Source organism: Streptomyces sp. A 4/2 (assembly GCF_940670765.1).
Classification (GTDB): Bacteria; Actinomycetota; Actinomycetes; order Streptomycetales; family Streptomycetaceae; genus Streptomyces.
Genome location: NZ_CALNVW010000027.1, coordinates 113,067 through 131,465 on the forward strand (window position 1 = coordinate 113,067; position 18,399 = coordinate 131,465).

11 protein-coding genes are annotated in these 18,399 nt (G+C 70.6%); 8 read left to right on the top strand and 3 right to left on the bottom strand.

The features are described from left to right. Nucleotides 1–418 precede the first annotated feature (418 nt). The 6 genes from clpB (at nt 419) to NBY69_RS20895 (ending at nt 9,219) form a co-directional block, all read left to right on the top strand. Nucleotides 419–3,028 (top strand): ATP-dependent chaperone ClpB, encoded by a 2,610-nt coding sequence (gene clpB / locus NBY69_RS20870; protein WP_250302566.1) that lies wholly within the window; start codon nt 419–421, stop codon nt 3,026–3,028. Between the two features lie 145 nt (nt 3,029–3,173). After that, complete coding sequence (locus NBY69_RS20875; RefSeq protein ID WP_250302567.1) at nt 3,174–4,469, top strand: ATP/GTP-binding protein; 1,296 nt, start codon at nt 3,174–3,176, stop codon at nt 4,467–4,469. Nucleotides 4,470–4,619: 150 nt separating this feature from the next. Continuing rightward, nucleotides 4,620–5,045, top strand: a complete 426-nt coding sequence (locus NBY69_RS20880; protein WP_250302568.1) for an RloB family protein — start codon at nt 4,620–4,622, stop codon at nt 5,043–5,045. Between the two features lie 106 nt (nt 5,046–5,151). Continuing rightward, on the top strand, nt 5,152–5,688 hold the full coding sequence (locus NBY69_RS20885) for a YbjN domain-containing protein (RefSeq protein WP_250302569.1): 537 nt from the start codon (nt 5,152–5,154) through the stop codon (nt 5,686–5,688). Nucleotides 5,689–5,895: 207 nt separating this feature from the next. Then, nucleotides 5,896–7,941: an ABC transporter ATP-binding protein gene (locus NBY69_RS20890; RefSeq protein WP_250302571.1), complete on the top strand. Its 2,046-nt coding sequence runs from the start codon at nt 5,896–5,898 to the stop codon at nt 7,939–7,941. Between the two features lie 270 nt (nt 7,942–8,211). After that, nucleotides 8,212–9,219: a hypothetical protein gene (locus NBY69_RS20895; RefSeq protein ID WP_250302573.1), complete on the top strand. Its 1,008-nt coding sequence runs from the start codon at nt 8,212–8,214 to the stop codon at nt 9,217–9,219. Nucleotides 9,220–9,450: 231 nt separating this feature from the next. On the opposite strand, the gene NBY69_RS20900 is transcribed toward NBY69_RS20895, so the two are convergent. The 3 genes from NBY69_RS20900 to NBY69_RS20910 form a co-directional block, all read right to left on the bottom strand. Then, complete coding sequence (locus tag NBY69_RS20900) at nt 9,451–10,449, bottom strand: pentapeptide repeat-containing protein (RefSeq protein ID WP_250302575.1); 999 nt, start codon at nt 10,447–10,449, stop codon at nt 9,451–9,453. A 214-nt stretch (nt 10,450–10,663) separates the two neighbouring features. Then, nucleotides 10,664–13,816, bottom strand: a complete 3,153-nt coding sequence (locus tag NBY69_RS20905; RefSeq protein WP_250302577.1) for a hypothetical protein — start codon at nt 13,814–13,816, stop codon at nt 10,664–10,666. 346 nt (nt 13,817–14,162) lie between these two features. Next, nucleotides 14,163–15,371, bottom strand: a complete 1,209-nt coding sequence (locus tag NBY69_RS20910; protein WP_374211308.1) for a pyridoxal phosphate-dependent aminotransferase — start codon at nt 15,369–15,371, stop codon at nt 14,163–14,165. Between the two features lie 852 nt (nt 15,372–16,223). Between NBY69_RS20910 and NBY69_RS20920 the strand changes: the two genes are divergently transcribed. Both NBY69_RS20920 and NBY69_RS20925 read left to right on the top strand, forming a co-directional pair. Continuing rightward, nucleotides 16,224–16,760, top strand: coding sequence for a DUF2617 family protein (locus NBY69_RS20920; protein WP_250302581.1), 537 nt, complete (start codon nt 16,224–16,226; stop codon nt 16,758–16,760). Between the two features lie 36 nt (nt 16,761–16,796). Beyond that, nucleotides 16,797–18,344 (top strand): polyamine aminopropyltransferase, encoded by a 1,548-nt coding sequence (locus tag NBY69_RS20925; RefSeq protein ID WP_250302583.1) that lies wholly within the window; start codon nt 16,797–16,799, stop codon nt 18,342–18,344. The last annotated feature ends 55 nt before the right edge of the window (nt 18,345–18,399 follow it).

An 18,399-nucleotide genomic window follows, 5' to 3' on the forward strand; every position in this document is an offset into this window, starting at 1 on the left:
GCGCCGCTGTGCTGCGTGCGGAGGCCGGGCGTGGTCCGGGTGGAAGACCCGCACGCCCCTCCGGCGCCGCCCGCACGCCCCTCCGGCGTCCGCCCGGCGCCCGCCCGGCGCCCACCCGTCACCCGGCAGGCCGCGACCCGTGTCCGTTCCGGGGCCGCGTGCGGTGAACCGCCCCCACGCGACGCCGTCGAGGTGCAGAGGCGGTACCCGCGCCAGAAGCTGGGATAGGTCGTACGGGGATTGCGTGGGTCAATGGCCATAGCTGTGAAGCCAGGACCTGTCCGGTGGGACTTCGCCGATTACTGGTTGAGTGGAATAGACTCAACTTTGCGCATGCTGATGGAGTCATTGCTGCGACAGGTGCCGATTGCTGCCGCAGGTACGGATGGACCTGCCCCGCCAGGAGGAGAGCGCACACGTGGATGCCGAGCTGACGAACAAGAGCCGGGACGCGATCAACGCGGCGAGCAGCCGGGCCGTGTCCGACGGGCACCCCGATCTGACCCCCGCCCATTTGCTGCTCGCCCTCCTGGCGGGGCGAGGCCGACAAGCAAACGAGAACGTGGTGGACCTGCTGGCGGCCGTCGAGGCCGATCAGGCGGCCGTACGGGCGGGGGCCGAGCGGCTGCTCGCCGGGCTGCCCAGCGTGACCGGGTCCACCGTCGCGCCCCCGCAGCCCAACCGTGAGGTGCTCGCCGTCATCGCCGACGCCGCGCAGCGGGCGAAGGAACTGGGTGACGAGTACATCTCGACGGAGCATCTGCTCATCGGGATCGCCGCGAAGGGCGGCCAGGCCGGTGAACTGCTGACGGGGCAGGGCGCGAGTGCCGAGAAGTTGCTGGAAGCGTTCGAGACGAGCAGGGGAGGGCGCCGGGTGACCACCCCCGACCCCGAAGGTCAGTACAAGGCGCTGGAGAAGTTCGGTACGGACTTCACGGCCGCCGCCCGCGAGGGCAAGCTCGACCCGGTTATCGGCCGGGACCAGGAGATCCGCCGGGTGGTGCAGGTGCTGTCCCGGCGAACCAAGAACAACCCGGTGCTCATCGGTGAGCCCGGCGTCGGCAAGACGGCCGTGGTCGAAGGGCTGGCCCAGCGCATCGTCAAGGGTGACGTGCCCGAGTCGCTGAAGAACAAGCAGCTGGTCTCGCTGGACCTCAGCGCGATGGTCGCCGGTGCGAAGTACCGCGGTGAGTTCGAGGAGCGGCTGAAGACCGTCCTGGCCGAGATCAAGGAGAGCGACGGCCGGGTCATCACGTTCATCGACGAGCTGCACACCGTCGTCGGCGCGGGCGCCGGCGGGGACTCGGCGATGGACGCGGGCAACATGCTCAAGCCCATGCTGGCCCGCGGTGAGCTGCGCATGGTCGGTGCGACGACCCTCGACGAGTACCGCGAGCGCATCGAGAAGGACCCCGCCCTGGAGCGGCGTTTCCAGCAGGTGCTGGTCGCCGAGCCGACGGTCGAGGACACCATCGCGATCCTGCGCGGTCTCAAGGGGCGGTACGAGGCGCACCACAAGGTGCAGATCGCGGATGCGGCACTGGTCGCCGCCGCAACCCTCTCCGACCGGTACATCACCTCCCGCTTCCTGCCCGACAAGGCCATCGACCTGGTGGACGAGGCGGCCTCCCGGCTCCGGATGGAGATCGACTCCTCCCCCGTCGAGATCGACGAGCTCCAGCGCTCCGTCGACCGGCTGCGCATGGAGGAACTGGCGCTCAAGAACGAGTCCGACGCCGCGTCCAAGCAGCGACTGGAGAAGCTGCGCCGCGACCTCGCGGACCGCGAGGAGGAGCTGCGCGGTCTCACCGCCCGCTGGGAGAAGGAGAAGCAGGGCCTGAACCGCGTCGGCGAGCTGAAGGAACGCCTGGACGGACTCCGCGGCCAGGCCGAGCGTGCCCAGCGCGACGGTGACTTCGACACCGCTTCCAAGCTGCTGTACGGGGAGATCCCCGGCCTGGAGCAGGAGCTGGAGGCAGCCGCCGAGGCCGAACAGGAGGCCGCCAAGACTGCTGACACGAAAAGCACGATGGTCAAGGAGGAGGTCGGCTCCGACGACATCGCCGACGTGGTCGGCGCCTGGACCGGCATTCCCGCGGGCCGTCTCCTGGAGGGTGAGACGCAGAAGCTGCTGCGCATGGAGGAGGAGCTGGGCAGGCGCCTCATCGGGCAGGGCGAGGCAGTACGGGCCGTCTCCGACGCCGTACGCCGCACCCGCGCCGGGATCGCCGACCCGGACCGGCCCACCGGCTCGTTCCTCTTCCTCGGCCCGACCGGTGTCGGCAAGACCGAGCTGGCGAAGGCGCTGGCCGACTTCCTCTTCGACGACGAGCGGGCCATGGTCCGCATCGACATGAGTGAGTACGGCGAGAAGCACTCGGTGGCCCGGCTGGTCGGCGCGCCGCCCGGATACGTCGGCTACGAGGAGGGCGGCCAGCTCACCGAGGCGGTCCGCAGGCGCCCGTACAGCGTGGTGCTCCTCGACGAGGTCGAGAAGGCCCACCCCGAGGTCTTCGACGTGCTGCTCCAGGTCCTCGACGACGGCCGGCTCACCGACGGCCAGGGACGGACGGTGGACTTCCGCAACACCATCCTGATCCTCACGTCGAACCTCGGCAGTCAGTACCTGGTCGACCCCCTGACCAAGCCGGAGGAGAAGAAGAAGCAGGTCCTGGACGTCGTACGGGCCTCCTTCAAGCCGGAGTTCCTGAACCGGCTGGACGACCTGGTGGTCTTCTCCGCCCTGTCGCAGGACGAGCTGGCCCACATCGCGGGCCTCCAGATCGACCGCCTCGCCCAGCGCCTCGCCGACCGCAGGCTGACCCTGGACGTCACCCCGGACGCCCTGGCCTGGCTGGCCCAGGAGGGCAACGACCCGGCCTACGGCGCCCGGCCGCTGCGCCGCCTGATCCAGACCGCGATCGGCGACCAGCTCGCCAAGGAGATCCTCGCGGGCGAGGTCACGGACGGCGACACGGTGCGGGTGGACCGGGTGGGGGACGAGCTGATCGTGGGGCGGGGGGAGTAGGCGCGCGGAACGGCTGTACGACAGGCCCGTCACTCCTGTGGGTGGCGGGCCTGTTGGTGTGCCAAAAGGGGAACTAGAATTCGCTGAGGCGCGAAAATCGCGAATCACTTGTTCACAAGGGCATGTAACGGGGGTGTGGCAGGCCATGTTGCTCAGCTTTCGTGTCGCCAACCACCGGTCGCTGCGCGAGCCGCAGGAACTGAATCTCGTCCCGGCGTACGAGGGCGACCATGCTGCGGTGACGGTCGCGGCGATCTACGGTGCGAACGCGTCCGGGAAGTCGACAGTGGTGGACGCGTACCGGTTCTTCACCGAGGCGGTGCGTGACTCACAAGCGCGATGGCTGCCCGGTGCCCAGGTGCCCCGGCGTCCCTTCCTGCTCGACCACGGCAGCCGGGACGAGCCCTCGTCGTACGCCGTCGACGTCCTGGTGGACGGGGTGCGGTACGTGTACGGGTTCGGTATCACCGACGCCGAGGTCACCGAGGAGTGGCTGTACGCCTACCCCCGGGGTCGCAGGCGGGTGCTCTTCGAGCGCGAGCACATGACGATGACCTACGGTGCGACGCTGACCGGCGAGCGGGTGGCCGTCGAGCGGACGGTGCGGCCGAACAGCCTCTACCTCTCTGCCGCAGCGCAGGCCTCGCACAAGCGGTTGGGGCCGGTGTGGGCGGCGCTGGTGTCCCCCTGCGTGATCGAGGATTCGACCCGCCAGTCGATCACCCGGGCCGGGGCCCTCGCGGCCTGGATGTTCGAGTCGTTCGAGGAGATGGGGCTGTCGCTCGGGGCGGATCTGCTGGCCGTGGCCGACCTGGGAGTCCATGGCATCCGCCGTGGTCCGGCGGCGGCGGACGAGCTGGTGCGGGAAGTCTTGGCCCGGAACGCAGCCGACCCTGCGGGGCGTGCCCTCCCGGACGCCGTCAAAGCAGCCGCATCGGCATCACTCGAATTCGTCCACCGGGTCGGGGACGAGGAGTTCGTGCTGCCGGTGGACGCGGAATCGGCGGGTACGAAGACCTGGCTGAACATGGTGACCTCGGCTCTCCCCGCCATCGTGGACGGAACGCCCTTGTGGGTCGACGAGATCGACGTCAGCCTGCACCCCCTGCTCACCGCCAAGCTGGTCGCCATGTTCCAGGACCCGGAGCTGAATCCGCTCGGCGCCCAGCTGATCTTCACCACCCACGAAGCCTCCCTCCTCGGCACGATGCTCGGCGAGCAGGTGCTCCGCCGCGACCAGGTGTGGTTCGTCGAGAAGGACGCCGCGAGCGGTGCGTCCGAGCTCTATCCGCTCAGCGACTTCAAGCCGCGCAAGGGCGAGAACTTCGAGCGGCGCTACCTCGCGGGCAGCTATGGCGCGGTGCCGCTCCTGCCGGAGACGGCCTTCGAGGACATGGTCAGGAAGTACTGGGGGGCACATGGCAAGGGCGTTTCCGCGTGAGGGGTCGGGCCGCCGCCGGGGGCCGGTCCGCAGGTCGTCGCGCACGCTTCTGATCGTCTGCGGCAGCAAGGAGACCGAGCGCCAGTACCTCCAGGGGCTCCGTGACCACCTCCGGAACCCGGCCGTGTCCGTGGTGGTGCGCGGCAAGGCGTGTTCCCCGACCCAGCTCGTACGTACGCCCGGGGGCAGCGGGACCTCAACCGGGACGGCTACGACGAGGTGTGGTGCGTCTTCGACGTCGACGAGTTCCCGGATGTGGCCGATGCGGTCGCACTCGGCCGTCGGCACGGCATCCGGACCGCCGTTTCCCGCCCGTGCTTCGAGGTGTGGCTGCTGCTCCACTTCGCGGATCACCGCGCGCATGTCGACACGTACAAGAAGCTGCTGCCCCTGCTGCAGAGGCACGTACCCGGGTACGACAAGACCCGGGTGGACTTCCTCGCGTACCGCGACGGCCTCGCGAGCGCAGGGGAGCGGGCCCGGAAACTGGACCCCTCGGGGGCTGACCACACCCGTAACCCCTCGACCGGTGTCTGGCAGCTCACCGACCGCATGGCGAGGCCCGCCGACCCATGATCGGGCAAACCCTGTCCGCCTGTGGCGGATATGGCCCGGCGGGGCTTGCCATGCCCCGCCCGGCATGGGGGAGGATGGCGGTACTCGTACGAAGGGCAATTCAAAGATGACCATCGACCCGTCCTCCATTCCGAACTTCGGGGGCCAGCCCGATCCGCAGGGTTCAGGACCGGCGGGCCCCGTCGTCCCTGACCAGGATCTGGTCAAGCAGCTCCTTGAGCAGATGGAGCTGAAGTACGTCCTGGACGACGAGGGTGACCTCGCCGCGCCGTGGGAGGAATTCCGCACGTACTTCATGTTCCGTGGCGAGGACGACCAGCAGGTCTTCTCCGTGCGGACGTTCTACGACCGCCCGCACAACATCGAGGAGAAGCTCCAGCTCCTCGAACTGATCGACGACTGGAACCGCCGCACCCTGTGGCCCAAGGTCTACACCCACACCCACGACGACGGCAGCGTCCGGCTCATCGGTGAGGCGCAGATGCTCATCGGCACCGGTGTCGCACTGGAGCACTTCGTGTCCTCCACGGTCAGCTGGGTCCGTGCCTCGATCGAGTTCGACAAGTGGCTCGTCGACCAGCTCGGCCTGGAGCAGGACCTGGAGTCGGGCTCCGACGACGACAAGCCGGGCGACGACGCCTGAGCAGTCGTGACGGCATCTGGGTAGTCGTGACGGCGCGCTGAGCAGCCGTGACGGAGCCCGCAGTCGTGACGGCGTGACGGAAAGCCCGGTCGGAAGGTGCTTCGGCACCGTGCCGGCCGGGCTTCCGTTTTCGCGCACTGCGGCTGCAACTGCGCACGAAAGCAACGCAGTTGACCTCAAGGCTGCTTGAGGTCCTACGGTCCTTCCATGAGTATGGAATCCACAGCCTGGACGCAGTTGCGGAACGTCATGGACGCCCGTCCCGAGCGTCGGCCGTTCGCCCGTGCCACCTTCCGAGGAATCGCCGGATTCGCCCGGCCGCACCGCCGCCGCATCATCCAGTTCGTGCTGCTCGGGGTCGTCACCGCGCTGATCGCGGTGGCGACACCCGTCCTCGCGGGCCGCGTCGTCAACGCGATCGTGTCCGGCGGCGACGAGCGGCTGGTGGTCCGGCTCTCGTTGCTCATCGCGCTCATCGCCCTCGCGGAAGCCGGCCTGGGCCTCCTCGGGCGCCGGCTCTCCTCCACCCTCGGCGAGGGGCTGATCCTGGACCTGCGGATCGCGGTCTTCGACCACGTGCAGCGCATGCCTGTCGCCTTCTTCACCCGGACCCGTACCGGCGCCCTGGTCAGCCGGCTCAACAACGACGTGATCGGTGCACAGCGCGCCTTCAGCAACACACTTTCCGGTGTCGTCAGCAATGTGGTGACGCTGCTGCTGACCCTTGCCGTGATGCTCACGATCTCCTGGCGGATCACGATCCTCGCGCTCGTGCTGCTGCCGGTGTTCGTGGTGCCCGCGCGCCGGATGGGCACCCGCATGGCGAGGCTCCAGCGGGAGGCGGCCGACCTCAACGCCGCGATGGGCAACCGGATGACCGAGCGGTTCTCGGCGCCGGGCGCCACTCTGATCAAGCTGTTCGGGCGGCCGGACGACGAGTCCGCCGAGTTCGCGGCGCGGGCCGGGCGGGTGCGGGACATCGGGGTACGTACGGCCGTGGCACAGTCCACGTTCGTCACCGCCCTGACCCTCGTGTCCGCCCTGGCCCTGGCGCTCGTCTACGGGCTCGGCGGCACCTACGCCCTGCGCGGCAGCCTCGACCCCGGCGCCGTGGTCGCGCTCTCCCTGCTCCTCGTCCGCCTGTACGCACCGCTGACCGCGCTGGCCGGTGCGCGTGTCGAGGTGATGAGTGCCCTCGTCAGCTTCGAGCGGGTCTTCGAGGTCCTCGGCCTCCAGCCCCTCGTCACGGAGCGACCCGACGCGCGGCCGGTGCCCGACGGGCCGGTCTCCGTTGAGTTCGACTCCGTACGCTTCGGCTACCCCTCCGCCGACAAGGTCTCCCTCGCCTCACTGGAAGAGGTCGCCTCCCTCGACACCCGGGGCGGCGACGAAGTACTGCACGGCATCACGTTCCGCGCGGAGCCCGGCCAGACGGTCGCCCTCGTGGGCTCGTCCGGCGCGGGCAAGTCGACCATCGCGCACCTCCTCCCGCGCCTCTACGACACCGACGCGGGCGCCGTCCGTATCGGCGGTGTCGACGTACGCGACCTGTCCGCCGAGTCCCTCCGCGCCACGCTCGGGATGGTCACCCAGGACGGACACCTCTTCCACGAGTCCGTCCGCGAGAACCTGCTGCTCGCCCGGCCCGGAGCCACCGACGAGGAGCTGTGGGACGTCCTGCGCCGGGCCCGCCTCGACGGTCTTGTCCGGTCACTGCCCGACGGGCTCGCCACCGTCGTCGGCGAGCGCGGCTACCGGCTCTCCGGCGGCGAGCGCCAGCGCATGACCATCGCGCGGCTGCTGCTCGCCGGTCAGCGTGTGGTGATCCTCGACGAGGCGACCGCCCATCTCGACAACACCTCCGAGGCGGCGGTCCAGGCGGCGCTCGCCGAAGCGCTGGAAGGCCGTACCGCCATCGTGATCGCGCACCGGCTCTCCACCGTGCGGGCCGCTGATCTGATCCTCGTGGTCGAGGAGGGCCGGATCGTGGAACGGGGCACACACGACGAACTCCTCGCTGTGGAGGGGCGGTACGCGGAGCTGTACCGGACGCAGTTCGAGGGCGGGGGAGAGCGGGAGGCCCTTGACCTTCCGTCCCTTGACCTTCCGTCCCTTGACCTTCCGGCCGGTGACCTCCCGTCCCGTGACCACTCGCCCCGTGACCACTCGCCCCGTGACCTCCCGCCGCGTGCGGACCTCGGCGCGGGGGACAGCGCGGGGGACGCCGCAGACGTCGCGCCTGCGGTCGGATAGGCGGGCGGCGAGCCGGTGTCCGGCCCCGCCGGGACCTTGTCGACGGGAGCCCGGACGGCCACGGGCCTCCCCGAAGAACTGAAGAGGAAGAACTACCCACCCACCCTCCCACCCTGCCCTCCACCGCGTCACCCACACGGGTGACTGGCTTGCAGGGGTGGGAGGTTGGCGGTTACGTTCACCGAAACAACCCCACAAACATGAGACGGCCTCGGCCGGGACTGCGAATCCCGGACGAGGCCTGACCTCTCAGGAAGACCGACCTTCCCAATGGCTGAACAGCAGTCTAGTGCGCGCCTGCGCGCCCACACCGGAGCATCGACATCCGGCGTGATCCACATCCGTACCCGCCTCACCGCCGACTTCACCGTGCTGGCCAACGCCCTTGTGCAGCGCCCCGGAAGCGCCGTCACGATCGGCGTCGCCGCGTACATCCTGTCGCTGCCGGACGGCGCCCCCGTGAGCATCACCGCACTGTGCGCGCACTTCACCGAGGGCGAGATCCTCATCTCCCGGGCGCTTCGGGAGCTGGAGGAGATCGGGTACCTGGAACGGCGGCGCGAGCGGGGGCCCGGCGGCCTGATCCGCACGCGGACGTACTTCCACGATGTACCGGCTCGACTCGACGGCCCGGCCCGGCATACCCCCACACATCGGCCGCCTGTGCCGCCGCGTCCCCGAACACCCTTACACAAGCGGGTACTTGGGCCGCTGTCCCGGCCGGATGCCATCGCCGGAACCGACCCCGACCCCGCCGCCGACACGGTGACCGAGGCCGCGTCGCCCGACACGGTGACCGAGGCCGCGTCGCCCGAAACGCGGACCGAGGCGGTGGCACCCGCCACGTCCGGGCCGCCGCACCCGCTCACCCCTCTCGCCGAGTCCGACCCGCAGGCCGCCCTCGTCCTCGCCTCGCTGCGCCTCCGTGACCCCCGACTGATCCTGTCCCAGCGGGAAGCCGCGCAGCTCGCGCCCGCCATCACCCAGTGGCTCGCGCACGGGATCGGTCACGACGACCTCGTCACGCTGCTCACCACCGGACTCCCGAACCCCATCCGAGCCCGCCCGGCCCACCTCCTGGCCTACCGGCTCCGGGACCTGCCGCTCGCCGTACCTGACACGGGCGTTGACACCGTCCCACCGGCGGTCCTGCCCTGGCAGACCTGCGACGGCGGCTGCGAACGCGCCTTCCGCGCCGCTGAACCCGGCCGCTGCCGGGACTGCCCGCCCGATGAGGACGGGGAGATTCGCAGGGCATCCTTGCGGGCGGCCTGTTGAATCGACGGGGGCTGGTTCCCGTTCAGCGCCCGCTCGCGTCCGTCCCCCGCGTTCGAAGAGATCATCCTGACCGGTTTGATCAAGGCCCCCGCCCGGCGTTCGACCGCACGACAGCTCCAGCACATGTTCCAGGAACTGCTGTAGACCACGGCACGTGTGTCATCCGCCATCCACCCGCCTTCCGGCGAAGCCGAGTTGGTCCGGTGGGCATCCAGAACGTCTGCGTGTCGCTCACTGCGGTCGGCGTACCGGGGCTGTCGGTGGTGGGAGCGGCGCCGGCGGCTGCGCGGGATGCTGGTCCCGCCAGGCGCGGCAGTCCGCCAGCCGGGCCGCGACCCAGGGGTCGTCGCTGAGTTCCGAGGGCAGCCGGGTCGTCTCGTCGAGCACGGCGGCCGACAGTTGCTGCGCGGTCAGGCTGCCGGTGTCCCTGAGATCCGCGCCGGTCAGGTCGGCGCCGAGCAGGGTCGTTCCGCCGAGCGACGCACCCCGTAGGTCCGCCCCGATGAACTGCGCGTGGTCCAGCCGGGCATTCCGCAGTGAGGAGAGGCAGAGGTCGGCGCCGTTGAGGATCGCGTGGGTCAGGTCCGCACCGCGAAGGTCGGCGCGTCGTAGGTCCGCCCAGGTGAAGTACATCCAGGTGAGGCGGGGCGGAGCTTCGAAGTCGAAACTGCGCACCATGAGTCCGGTGAGGGTGGTCGACCTGAGGTCGACGCGTCGTGGCTCGTGGCGTTCGGGCCGGCGGGCCAGTACGTCGAACGCTGCGCGGATGTCGGCGGGGGGTTCGGTTCCCCAGGCAGGGACGGGCTCCCGCATCCCTTCCTCCGGAGGGCGGGATTCGGGATTCGGCGGGGTGTCCCGCTTGGCGTTCTCGCGGATGAAGGCCGCGAGTACCCCGACCACGGTGTTGTGCTCTTCGGCTGACTCCGCCATCACGTGTTCCAGGCTGTAGATGGCTCCGATCCGTTCCGTGAGCTTGTCCGAGGCCAGGTGACCGACGGCTGCCCGGAACCGCTCCGTCACCTGTCCTCGCCGGGAGAGACGGTAGGTACGGGCCGTGAACACCAGCCCGGCGAGCACCGTCGCGCCCGCCAGCGCGGCCAGTACCGTCTGGCGCACGGCGTTCAGGGCGTCCGCCCGGTCCTTTCCCGGCAGTTTGCGGACCGTGTCCCCGGCTATCAGCCAGGACAGAGGCCCCAGCACGACGAGGACCGCGCCGAGAGTCGCCAGCACGGCGACGGATGTGCCGAGGACGGCTCGTTTCCCGCGAAACACCGGCCACGATCCGGGTTCCGGCTCTGGCGAGCTGCGTGCGCATCATGGTCCGCTATCCCACCGCAGGGGAGACGGGGGCCGCCACCCCTCTCGGCCTTGGAGACCGGCGGGAGCGACGATCCCCGCACGAGGCAAGTACCGCCGTCCGCAGGTGCGCCAACGGTCCTGCGGATCACCGTGCCGCCTGCTCCTGCCTCTCGTTCGCGAGCAGTTGATCGACCTCGGAGCTCTTGAGGACCAGGGCTTCGATCGTGATGTCTTCGGCATGGTCCCAGTACGAGTCCGTCCCGTTGGCGTCCGCCTGATGCTGCGATTCCGCGCTGACTCGGTCGTACACCGCGCCGCCCGCCGGATCGTCGCAGGTAAGGGTGCCGCTGATGCTGTTCCCGGATACCTGCATCGTCTGGCGCTCGCTCGAACACGTGCCTGCGGGATGGCCATCGATGTCGAGGGAGCCCACCGTCATCACGACATCGACCTGGCCGAGGTTCCGGACGATGCTGTCGTTGGCGAGGACATCCGAGGAGACCGTTTCCTTGACGTGGCACCCGTCGGAGTCACAGTTGACGCCGCTGCCCTCCTCCTTCTGGTTGAAGTCCAGGGTTCCGTAGCGCGCTGTGGTGAGGTCCTTCGTGTACTGCTCCAGGGAGTTGTACATCCTGTCGGATTCCGTGGGGGCCACCGGTGTCAGATCCATGGATGTGGTGTCCGACAGCGGGGTACGGGCCTCCATGGCGCGAGGAAGCGGGGCCCTGGGGTCGAAGCCCCCGCCCAGCGCGCTCGGCGGCTTCCAGCGCAGCACGCGATACGGCGCGTCCTTGGAGACGTAGAGATACCCGACGGTGGTGTCGGCGCGAAGGGCCGGGACGCCGTTGATGTCCGTGGTCTGCGGATTCTCCGCCGACGGCAGTCGCGGCTGGTCGGCCAGCGCCTGCGTGAACTTCTTGGCCAGCTTCGACGGGCTCGGGTAGAGAGACATCTCCTGTGTCAGCCGACTGGAACCCTTGCTGTCCCTGTCGCCCAGGTCGTCGTACGTCCAGAGATGCAGATCGCCCGCGGCGCTGTCTGCCGCGTGCCACCGCGAGTAGTCCTTGCCGCCGACGCTCAGCAGGTCCTGGGCGTCCTGGTCCGTGTCCAGGGTGGATTCGGTCAGATGACTGGTGCCGAACTCCTCGCCGTGGGCCGTCACAGTGACGTCGTTGAGGTACTCCTTGACGTTCCAGTCGCCCTGGTACCGGAGGCCTGGCGCTTGGGCCAGGGCCTCCACCGCGCTGTCGAACGGTGCCCGGAGGCCCTTCGAACCACCGGCCCCGCCTCCGCCCCCGGATCCTCCGGTCGTGGTGATCGTGACGGCGGCAGTCGTGCCGACGACCAGGACGGCCACAGCGATGAGCAGGGCTTTCCCGCCGGCGAAACCGGCAGCCGTGGCCGTCGTCGCAGCTGCGGCGGTCGTGGTGACTCCGCCGGCTGCGGTGGATGTGTTCGCGACGGTGTGCGCGGCCGTATGGTGCGCCGCTTGCGCCGTGCCGTGGCCCGCGCCGGCATGCCCGGCCGCAGGGTGTGCTGCCTGGGCTGCGCCGTGGCCCGCTGCGTGTGGAACGGCCGCTGTCGTGGCGGACTGGGACGGCGCGGGCGAGAGGTTCGCCATGTGGGAGGCCACGGAGTGCGACTGCAGTCCGTGTGCGGGGGCGGCGTGTGCGGGGGTGGTCCCGGTCAGCCCGTGTGCCGGGGCGGTGTGTAGGGGGGCGGTCCCGGGCAGTCCGGGTGCCGGCGCGGGGAGCGGGTTGGTCAACGCCGGTGTGAAGTGCTGGGCGTTGAGCGCGGCGGTGGCGCCGTGGAGGTCGCCCAGTGCCTTCCACAGCAGAGCGGCCTCGCCCAGGAGTGCTGCCGCGATCACCCGACGCCCCGTGAGCAGGCTGCGGATCCCTTCCTCATGGACGAAGAAGGTCTCGGCCTGCTTGTCCTCGGCCCGCTGGGCGGCGCTCCAGCCTCGGCCGAGCAGCTTGCCCCAGGCCCGGAAGCGGAGCGAACGGGCCATCGCCGGGGAGGCGGCGCGGGAGATCCGTACCGCCAGTTCGGGTCGGCCGGCGGCCTCTGCCAGCGTGGCCGCCCGGTCCAACGCCACACTGTGTGCGGCGACTTCGGCGGCCGTGGTACCCGGCTGCGCCAGCCAGTCGGCGAGGTGGGCACAGATCGCCTCGACCGGGAAGAGCCCGGCGGCCCGGTCGAGTACGGCTGCCACGACGTCCTGCGCGCAGCGGTAGCCGTACTGCTCGGCCCGGAGGAGGCCGAGCTCCGCCAGCTGCTCGCACACCCGCGCCGCGTCCGGCAGTTCGGTGAGCGCGCCGATGTGAGTCCGAGCCAGCTCCGCGCCGTCCAGGGTGGCCAACAGCCGCAGCACGCTCGTCGATGGATCGTCGAGCCCGTCGAGCAGCAGGGGAAGCAGTTCCGCCACCTCGCCCGGCAGCGGGAGCCGGGCGTCAGGGGAGCGGAGCCGGGTGAGTGCCGCCGCGTGGAGCAGATGCAGCGGTCGGCCTTGCGCGGCCTGCCACAGGGACGTGGCGGTGTCGAGCTCGTCCTCGGCGAGTGGCCGTTGCAGCGCGCGGACCAGCAGTTTCAGGCTGGCCGCGCGGTCCAGCCCGGCCAGCTCCACCAGTGCGCCGTCCTCGGTCAGGAGCGAGGGGCCGTGGGAAGCGAGGGCCAGGGCGGCGTCGGGGACCATGTCGGCCAGCGCCAGGGTCTGTTCTCGCGTCAGATCGGCATTGTCGAGGTACACGGCCACCCGCACCCCGGCCATCAGGCGCCGCAGTTCGGTGGCCGAGGGCGCGTAGCCCACGGCGTCGTAGCAGGCTTCGAAGATCTCCTGGGCGAGATCGGCCACCTCACGGTCGGCCGCGTTGAGGTAGATCAGCCCGTCCGGTGCGGGAGCCAGCCGGTGCGCCGCGTGGCGCAGCAGCATGCTGGTGCCGCTGCCGGACGGGCCGTAGAGCTGGACCAGCCCGCCGTCCCGGATGCCCTGATCCAGGGCCGCCAGCTCCGCCGCTCGGCCTACCAGTTCCTGCTGCCGGCGTGGAAGCAGCGCGATCTGGTCCCGGCGTACGGGTACGGGGCGCTGGCCTTGCACCAAGAGGGTTACCGAGGAGCCGTGTTGGGCGTCGACCAGTAGATTGTGGTCGCCGACGACCACCGAGCCCCGGGCGTCCCCGTCGATGTCGACGCGGTAGTCGTTGCCGCGCCGCTCGTCCCCGGTTCCGCCTTCGCTGCTCATGGCGCCTGCCTCGGTCTTGGTGCCTGCCTCGATCGTCCCGTCTGTCTCGGCAGTCACGTCGGCCTCGTCCGCTTCTTCCATCGCCACAGTGCTCTCCCGGCCGTGGAACGTGACCGTTCTCGGGGCAGGCCGCCGTGCGGGCGGCTGCCGATACGGAAGGGGCGTGTCTGCTCGGTCAACCGTGTGGACCGGCAGTGCCCGGAACCGCCGTGGGGCGTCCCGTGAAGGAGGCTAGTGGCAGGCGGGCGCCGGGAAGTCATCAAATGATGGGTTCCCGTTCCGGCCCGTGGCTGGACATTCCGGCGGGCTGGCCGTTCCCGGGGCCTGGCTCCCCCTGGCCGGACCGCCTGCGGCGGCTGCCCGGCCAGGGCGCGTTGCCTTCCCGTGCCGCTTCCTCGACGGCTCAGTCGGCGAGGTGCGCCAGCCGGTCGGCTGCCTCACGCAGGACGTCCGTCTTCTTGCAGAAGGCGAAGCGGACCTGGGTGCGCCCGGCGGTGGGGTGGTCGTAGAAGACTGAGTTGGGGACGGCGACCACTCCGCAGCGTTCGGGGAGAGTGCGGCAGAAGTCCAACGCATGGGAATGCGGAGCGAGTTCGGCGATATCCGTGGTGATGAAGTAGGTGCCGTGAGGGAGGTAGACCTCGAAGCCCGCGTCCGTCAGCCCGGCCGCCAGGATGTCCCGCTTGGTGCGCAGACCCTCGCGCAGGTCGGTGAAGTAGCTGTCCGGCAGGCGTAGCGCGTCGGCGACCGCGTACTGGAACGGCCCGGCGCTGACGTAGGTCAGGTACTGCTTCGCGGTGCGTACGGCGGCGACCAGGTCGGGGGCCGCCGTCACCCAGCCGACCTTCCAGCCGGTGAAGGAGAAGGTCTTGCCGGCGGAGGAGAGCGAGACGGTGCGGTCGCGCATGCCGGGAAGGGCCGCGATGGGGTGGTGGCCGCCCTCGAAGACCAGGTGCTCGTAGACCTCGTCGGTGACGACCAACAGGTCGCGCTCGCAGGCCAGTTCGGCGATGGCCGTCAGTTCGTCCGGGGTGAGGACCATGCCGGTGGGGTTGTGCGGGGAGTTGAGCAGGAGCAGCCGGGTCCGGGGGGTGACGGCGGCGCGCAGCGCGTCCAGGTCCGGGCGGAAGTCGGGGGCGCGCAGGGTCAGGGGGACGCGGGTCGCTCCGGCCATGGCGATGGAGGCGGCGTACGAGTCGTAGAACGGCTCGAAGGCGATGACCTCGTCGCCCGGCTCCAGGAGGGCGAGCATCGTCGCCGCGATGGCCTCCGTCGCCCCCGCGGTGACCAGGACCTCGGTGTCGGGGTCGTACGTGAGCCCGTAGAACCGCTGTTGGTGCTCGGCGATCGCCGTTCGCAGCTCGGGGACGCCGGGGCCCGGCGGGTACTGGTTGCCGCGGCCGTCGCGGATCGCGCGGACCGCCGATTCCGAGATCGCGGCCGGGCCGTCGGTGTCCGGGAAGCCCTGGCCCAGATTGATCGCTCCGGTCGCGGTGGCCAGGGCCGACATCTCCGCGAAGATCGTCGTTCCGAGCCCGTCGAGGCGTCGGTTGAGCAGCGGCCGTCCTGCGACGCGTCCCGTGGGGCTTCCCGTAGAGGTCATGGCGGTCATCCTGCGCCGAACCTCTGGACTTCCTCAACTTCTGCTTGGGCCGGGACGGGCGGGGGATCCCCTTGTCACGCGACAGTCCGGGACCGGGGCGGGGGCCGACGGGGGATCTCGTTCCTGGGGGACGGAGGAGAGGTGAGGGCCATGGGTCTGTTCATCCTGGTGATGGTGGCGACCGTCGTGGTCGTGGTGGTGATCGCGCGAGGGATACGCGGCCGGGACGGCAAGCGGCGTACGTACGCGGGAGGCGGCGCGGCCGGAGGCGCCGCGGGCCACAGCTGGTGGGCCGGGGACGGCGGAGGCGCGCCCAGCAGTGACCCGGGAGGCCACTCCGGCGGTCATTCGGGAGGCCACCACTCCTCCGGCGGGGGTCATTCGGGCGGCCACCATTCCTGCGGAGGTGGTCATTCCTGTGGCGGTGGTCACTCCTGCGGAGGGGGCTCGTCGTGCGGAGGCGGCGGAGGCTGTGGAGGTTCCAGCTGACGCTCGGAAAGGACCGGAGGAGGGGCTCCCCCCTCTCCTCCTGAAGGCGCTCGTCGGGTCGACCACCCGGCGGGCGCTTTCTGTTCGGCAGGGTGTGATTCCGGTGTGCCGGCTGTCCCAAGATCCGCTTAGGGCGCCCTTGTTGAACGTATGAACAGCCAAGCCCCCCAGGGGATGGAAACAACCCGGTATCCACTCCAAGTTGGGTAAAAACGCTGTGAGCGACATGTACTTCGTGATTCCCTCGCAGTGAGAAGAAGCAGCCCTCGGACCTGAGACCTGACCGTGGCCCATGCCGGCGTCTCTGTCCCTGGCACCTGCTCCGGGGATACCCCCGTCCACCTGTCGATTGTGTGTTTGTGGAGCCCACCCATGCTCACGACCCTCAGTACTGCCTACACCGATACCCGCGCGGCCGATCTGGCGTGGACGCTGGGGCGCGAGCCGCTGCCCGCGCTCGCGGTCCTCGATCTCGAACTCGACGGCGCCAAGCTCCAGATGAGGCTTCTCGGCGCCTCCCACCAGGTGATTCTGGAGGAGGACGGCGGTCTCTGTTCGGAGACCGTCGCCTGCCTTCCGGGAAGCAGCACCCCGTTACCCCTCGGCGTGGCCGAGCGCGTCGGCGACTGGGGGTACGAGTTCGCCGCCTGCGTGGAGACCCTCTCCGCGTGCTCGTTCGCGGGGCGCGCGCAGGAGTTGCTCGCGCTGGTGGCCGACCATCCGAACGGCCTCGCGGGGACGTTCCCCGGCTCGCCGCACGCCTTCACCGCGATGCTGGCGCGCCGCCACGAGGGCCAGGTGCACTGGCGTACCTGGCACGCCTACCCGCAGGAAGGACAGCTGGTGGTCACCCGTACCCGGGTCGGGGTCCGGGTCCCCGCCGAAGCCTCATTGAACCTCTGTGGGTGACGAGTTGGGCGCGTCTCATGGCGTGGCGTCCGCTGCATGATCGACCAGTCCGCACCCCCCGGGACCGAGGCCGCGCGACTCTCCGTACGGCCGCGGACCGGCCGGCTCCTCGTGCTCGGCACCGTCTTCGTCTGCGCGGCCTGCGGACTGGTGTACGAGCTCGAACTGGTCGCGCTCGCTTCGTACTTGATCGGCGACTCGGTCACCCAGGCCTCCGTCGTGCTGTCCGTCATGGTGTTCGCGATGGGCATCGGCTCGCTGCTCGCCAAACGGCTGCGGGTCCGCGCCGCCGTGGGCTTCGGGCTGGTCGAGGCGGCGCTGGCGCTGATCGGCGGTGGCTCGGCGCTGGTCCTGTACGCGTCGTTCGCCTGGGGCGGCGGCTCGCGGTACGCGCTCGTCGGCTTCTCGCTCGCGATCGGGGTGCTGATGGGCGCGGAGATCCCGCTGCTGATGACGCTGATCCAGCGGGTCTCGCAACAGGACGCGGGCGGCACGGTCGCCGACCTGTTCGCCGCGGACTACGTGGGCGCGCTGGTCGGCGGTCTGGCCTTCCCGTTCCTGCTGCTGCCGGTGCTGGGGCAGCTCACCGGGGCGCTGCTCACCGGGACGGTCAACGCGGTGGCGGGCGGGGCGCTGGTGCTGTGGCTGTTCCGGCGCGATCTGACCGTGCGGGCGCGGTGGTGCCTGATCGTCGTGAACGTGCTGGTGCTCGCCGTCCTGGCCACCGCGACGGCGCTGGTCGGTGACTTCGAACAGGCCGCACGGCGTGCGGTGTACGGGCCCCATGTGCGGGTCGCGCTGCAGACCGGTGTCCAGGAGATCGTCCTCACCCGCTCCCGGCACGGCACCCTGAACCTCTTCCTGGACGGCAGGCTCCGGGTCAACGGCCTGGACGAGCGCCGGTACCACCGCGCGCTGGTCGACCCGGCGATGCGCGGCCCGCACCGCGACGTACTGATCCTGGGCGGCGGGGACGGCCTCGCGGCCCGCGAGGTGCTGCGGCGGCGGGACGTGGCGTCGGTGACCGTGGTGGAGCTGGACCCCGGCGTCGTACGGCTGGCCCGTACGGACCCGGGGCTGGCGGCGCTGAACGGTCACGCGTACCGCGACCGGCGGCTGCACGTGGTCACCGCCGACGCGTTCACCTGGCTGCGCTCGCCCCGGCCCCGGTACGACGTGATCGTCTCGGATCTGCCGGATCCCGGGATCACCGCGAGTACCAAGCTGTACTCGCAGGAGTTCTACGGGCTGGTGGCGCGCGTGCTGGCACCCGGCGGCAGGCTGGCCGTCCACGCGGGGCCGGTCGACGCCCGGCCGCACAGCTTCTGGACGGTCGGCGCGACGGTGCGGTCGGCGGGGCTGCGGGCCGTCCCGTACCGGGCGTCGGGCCGCAGACCGGCCTTCGCGGCCGGACCGGACCGGTCGAGCGGGACGACCCGGGCGGCCGACGACTGGGGCTTCGTCCTGGCGGCCCGCGGGGACCCGGACACCGTGCCGCTCGGTACGGGGGCCTGGTCCCGGCCGGCGGTCCGGTGGGACGGGCTGCCGCCGTCCACGCTGGTGCACCCGCGGTACACGCGGTGACGGCCGGGTGAGGGCGGCGGGTGGGAGTGGGACGGGTGGGAGTGGGACGAGTGGG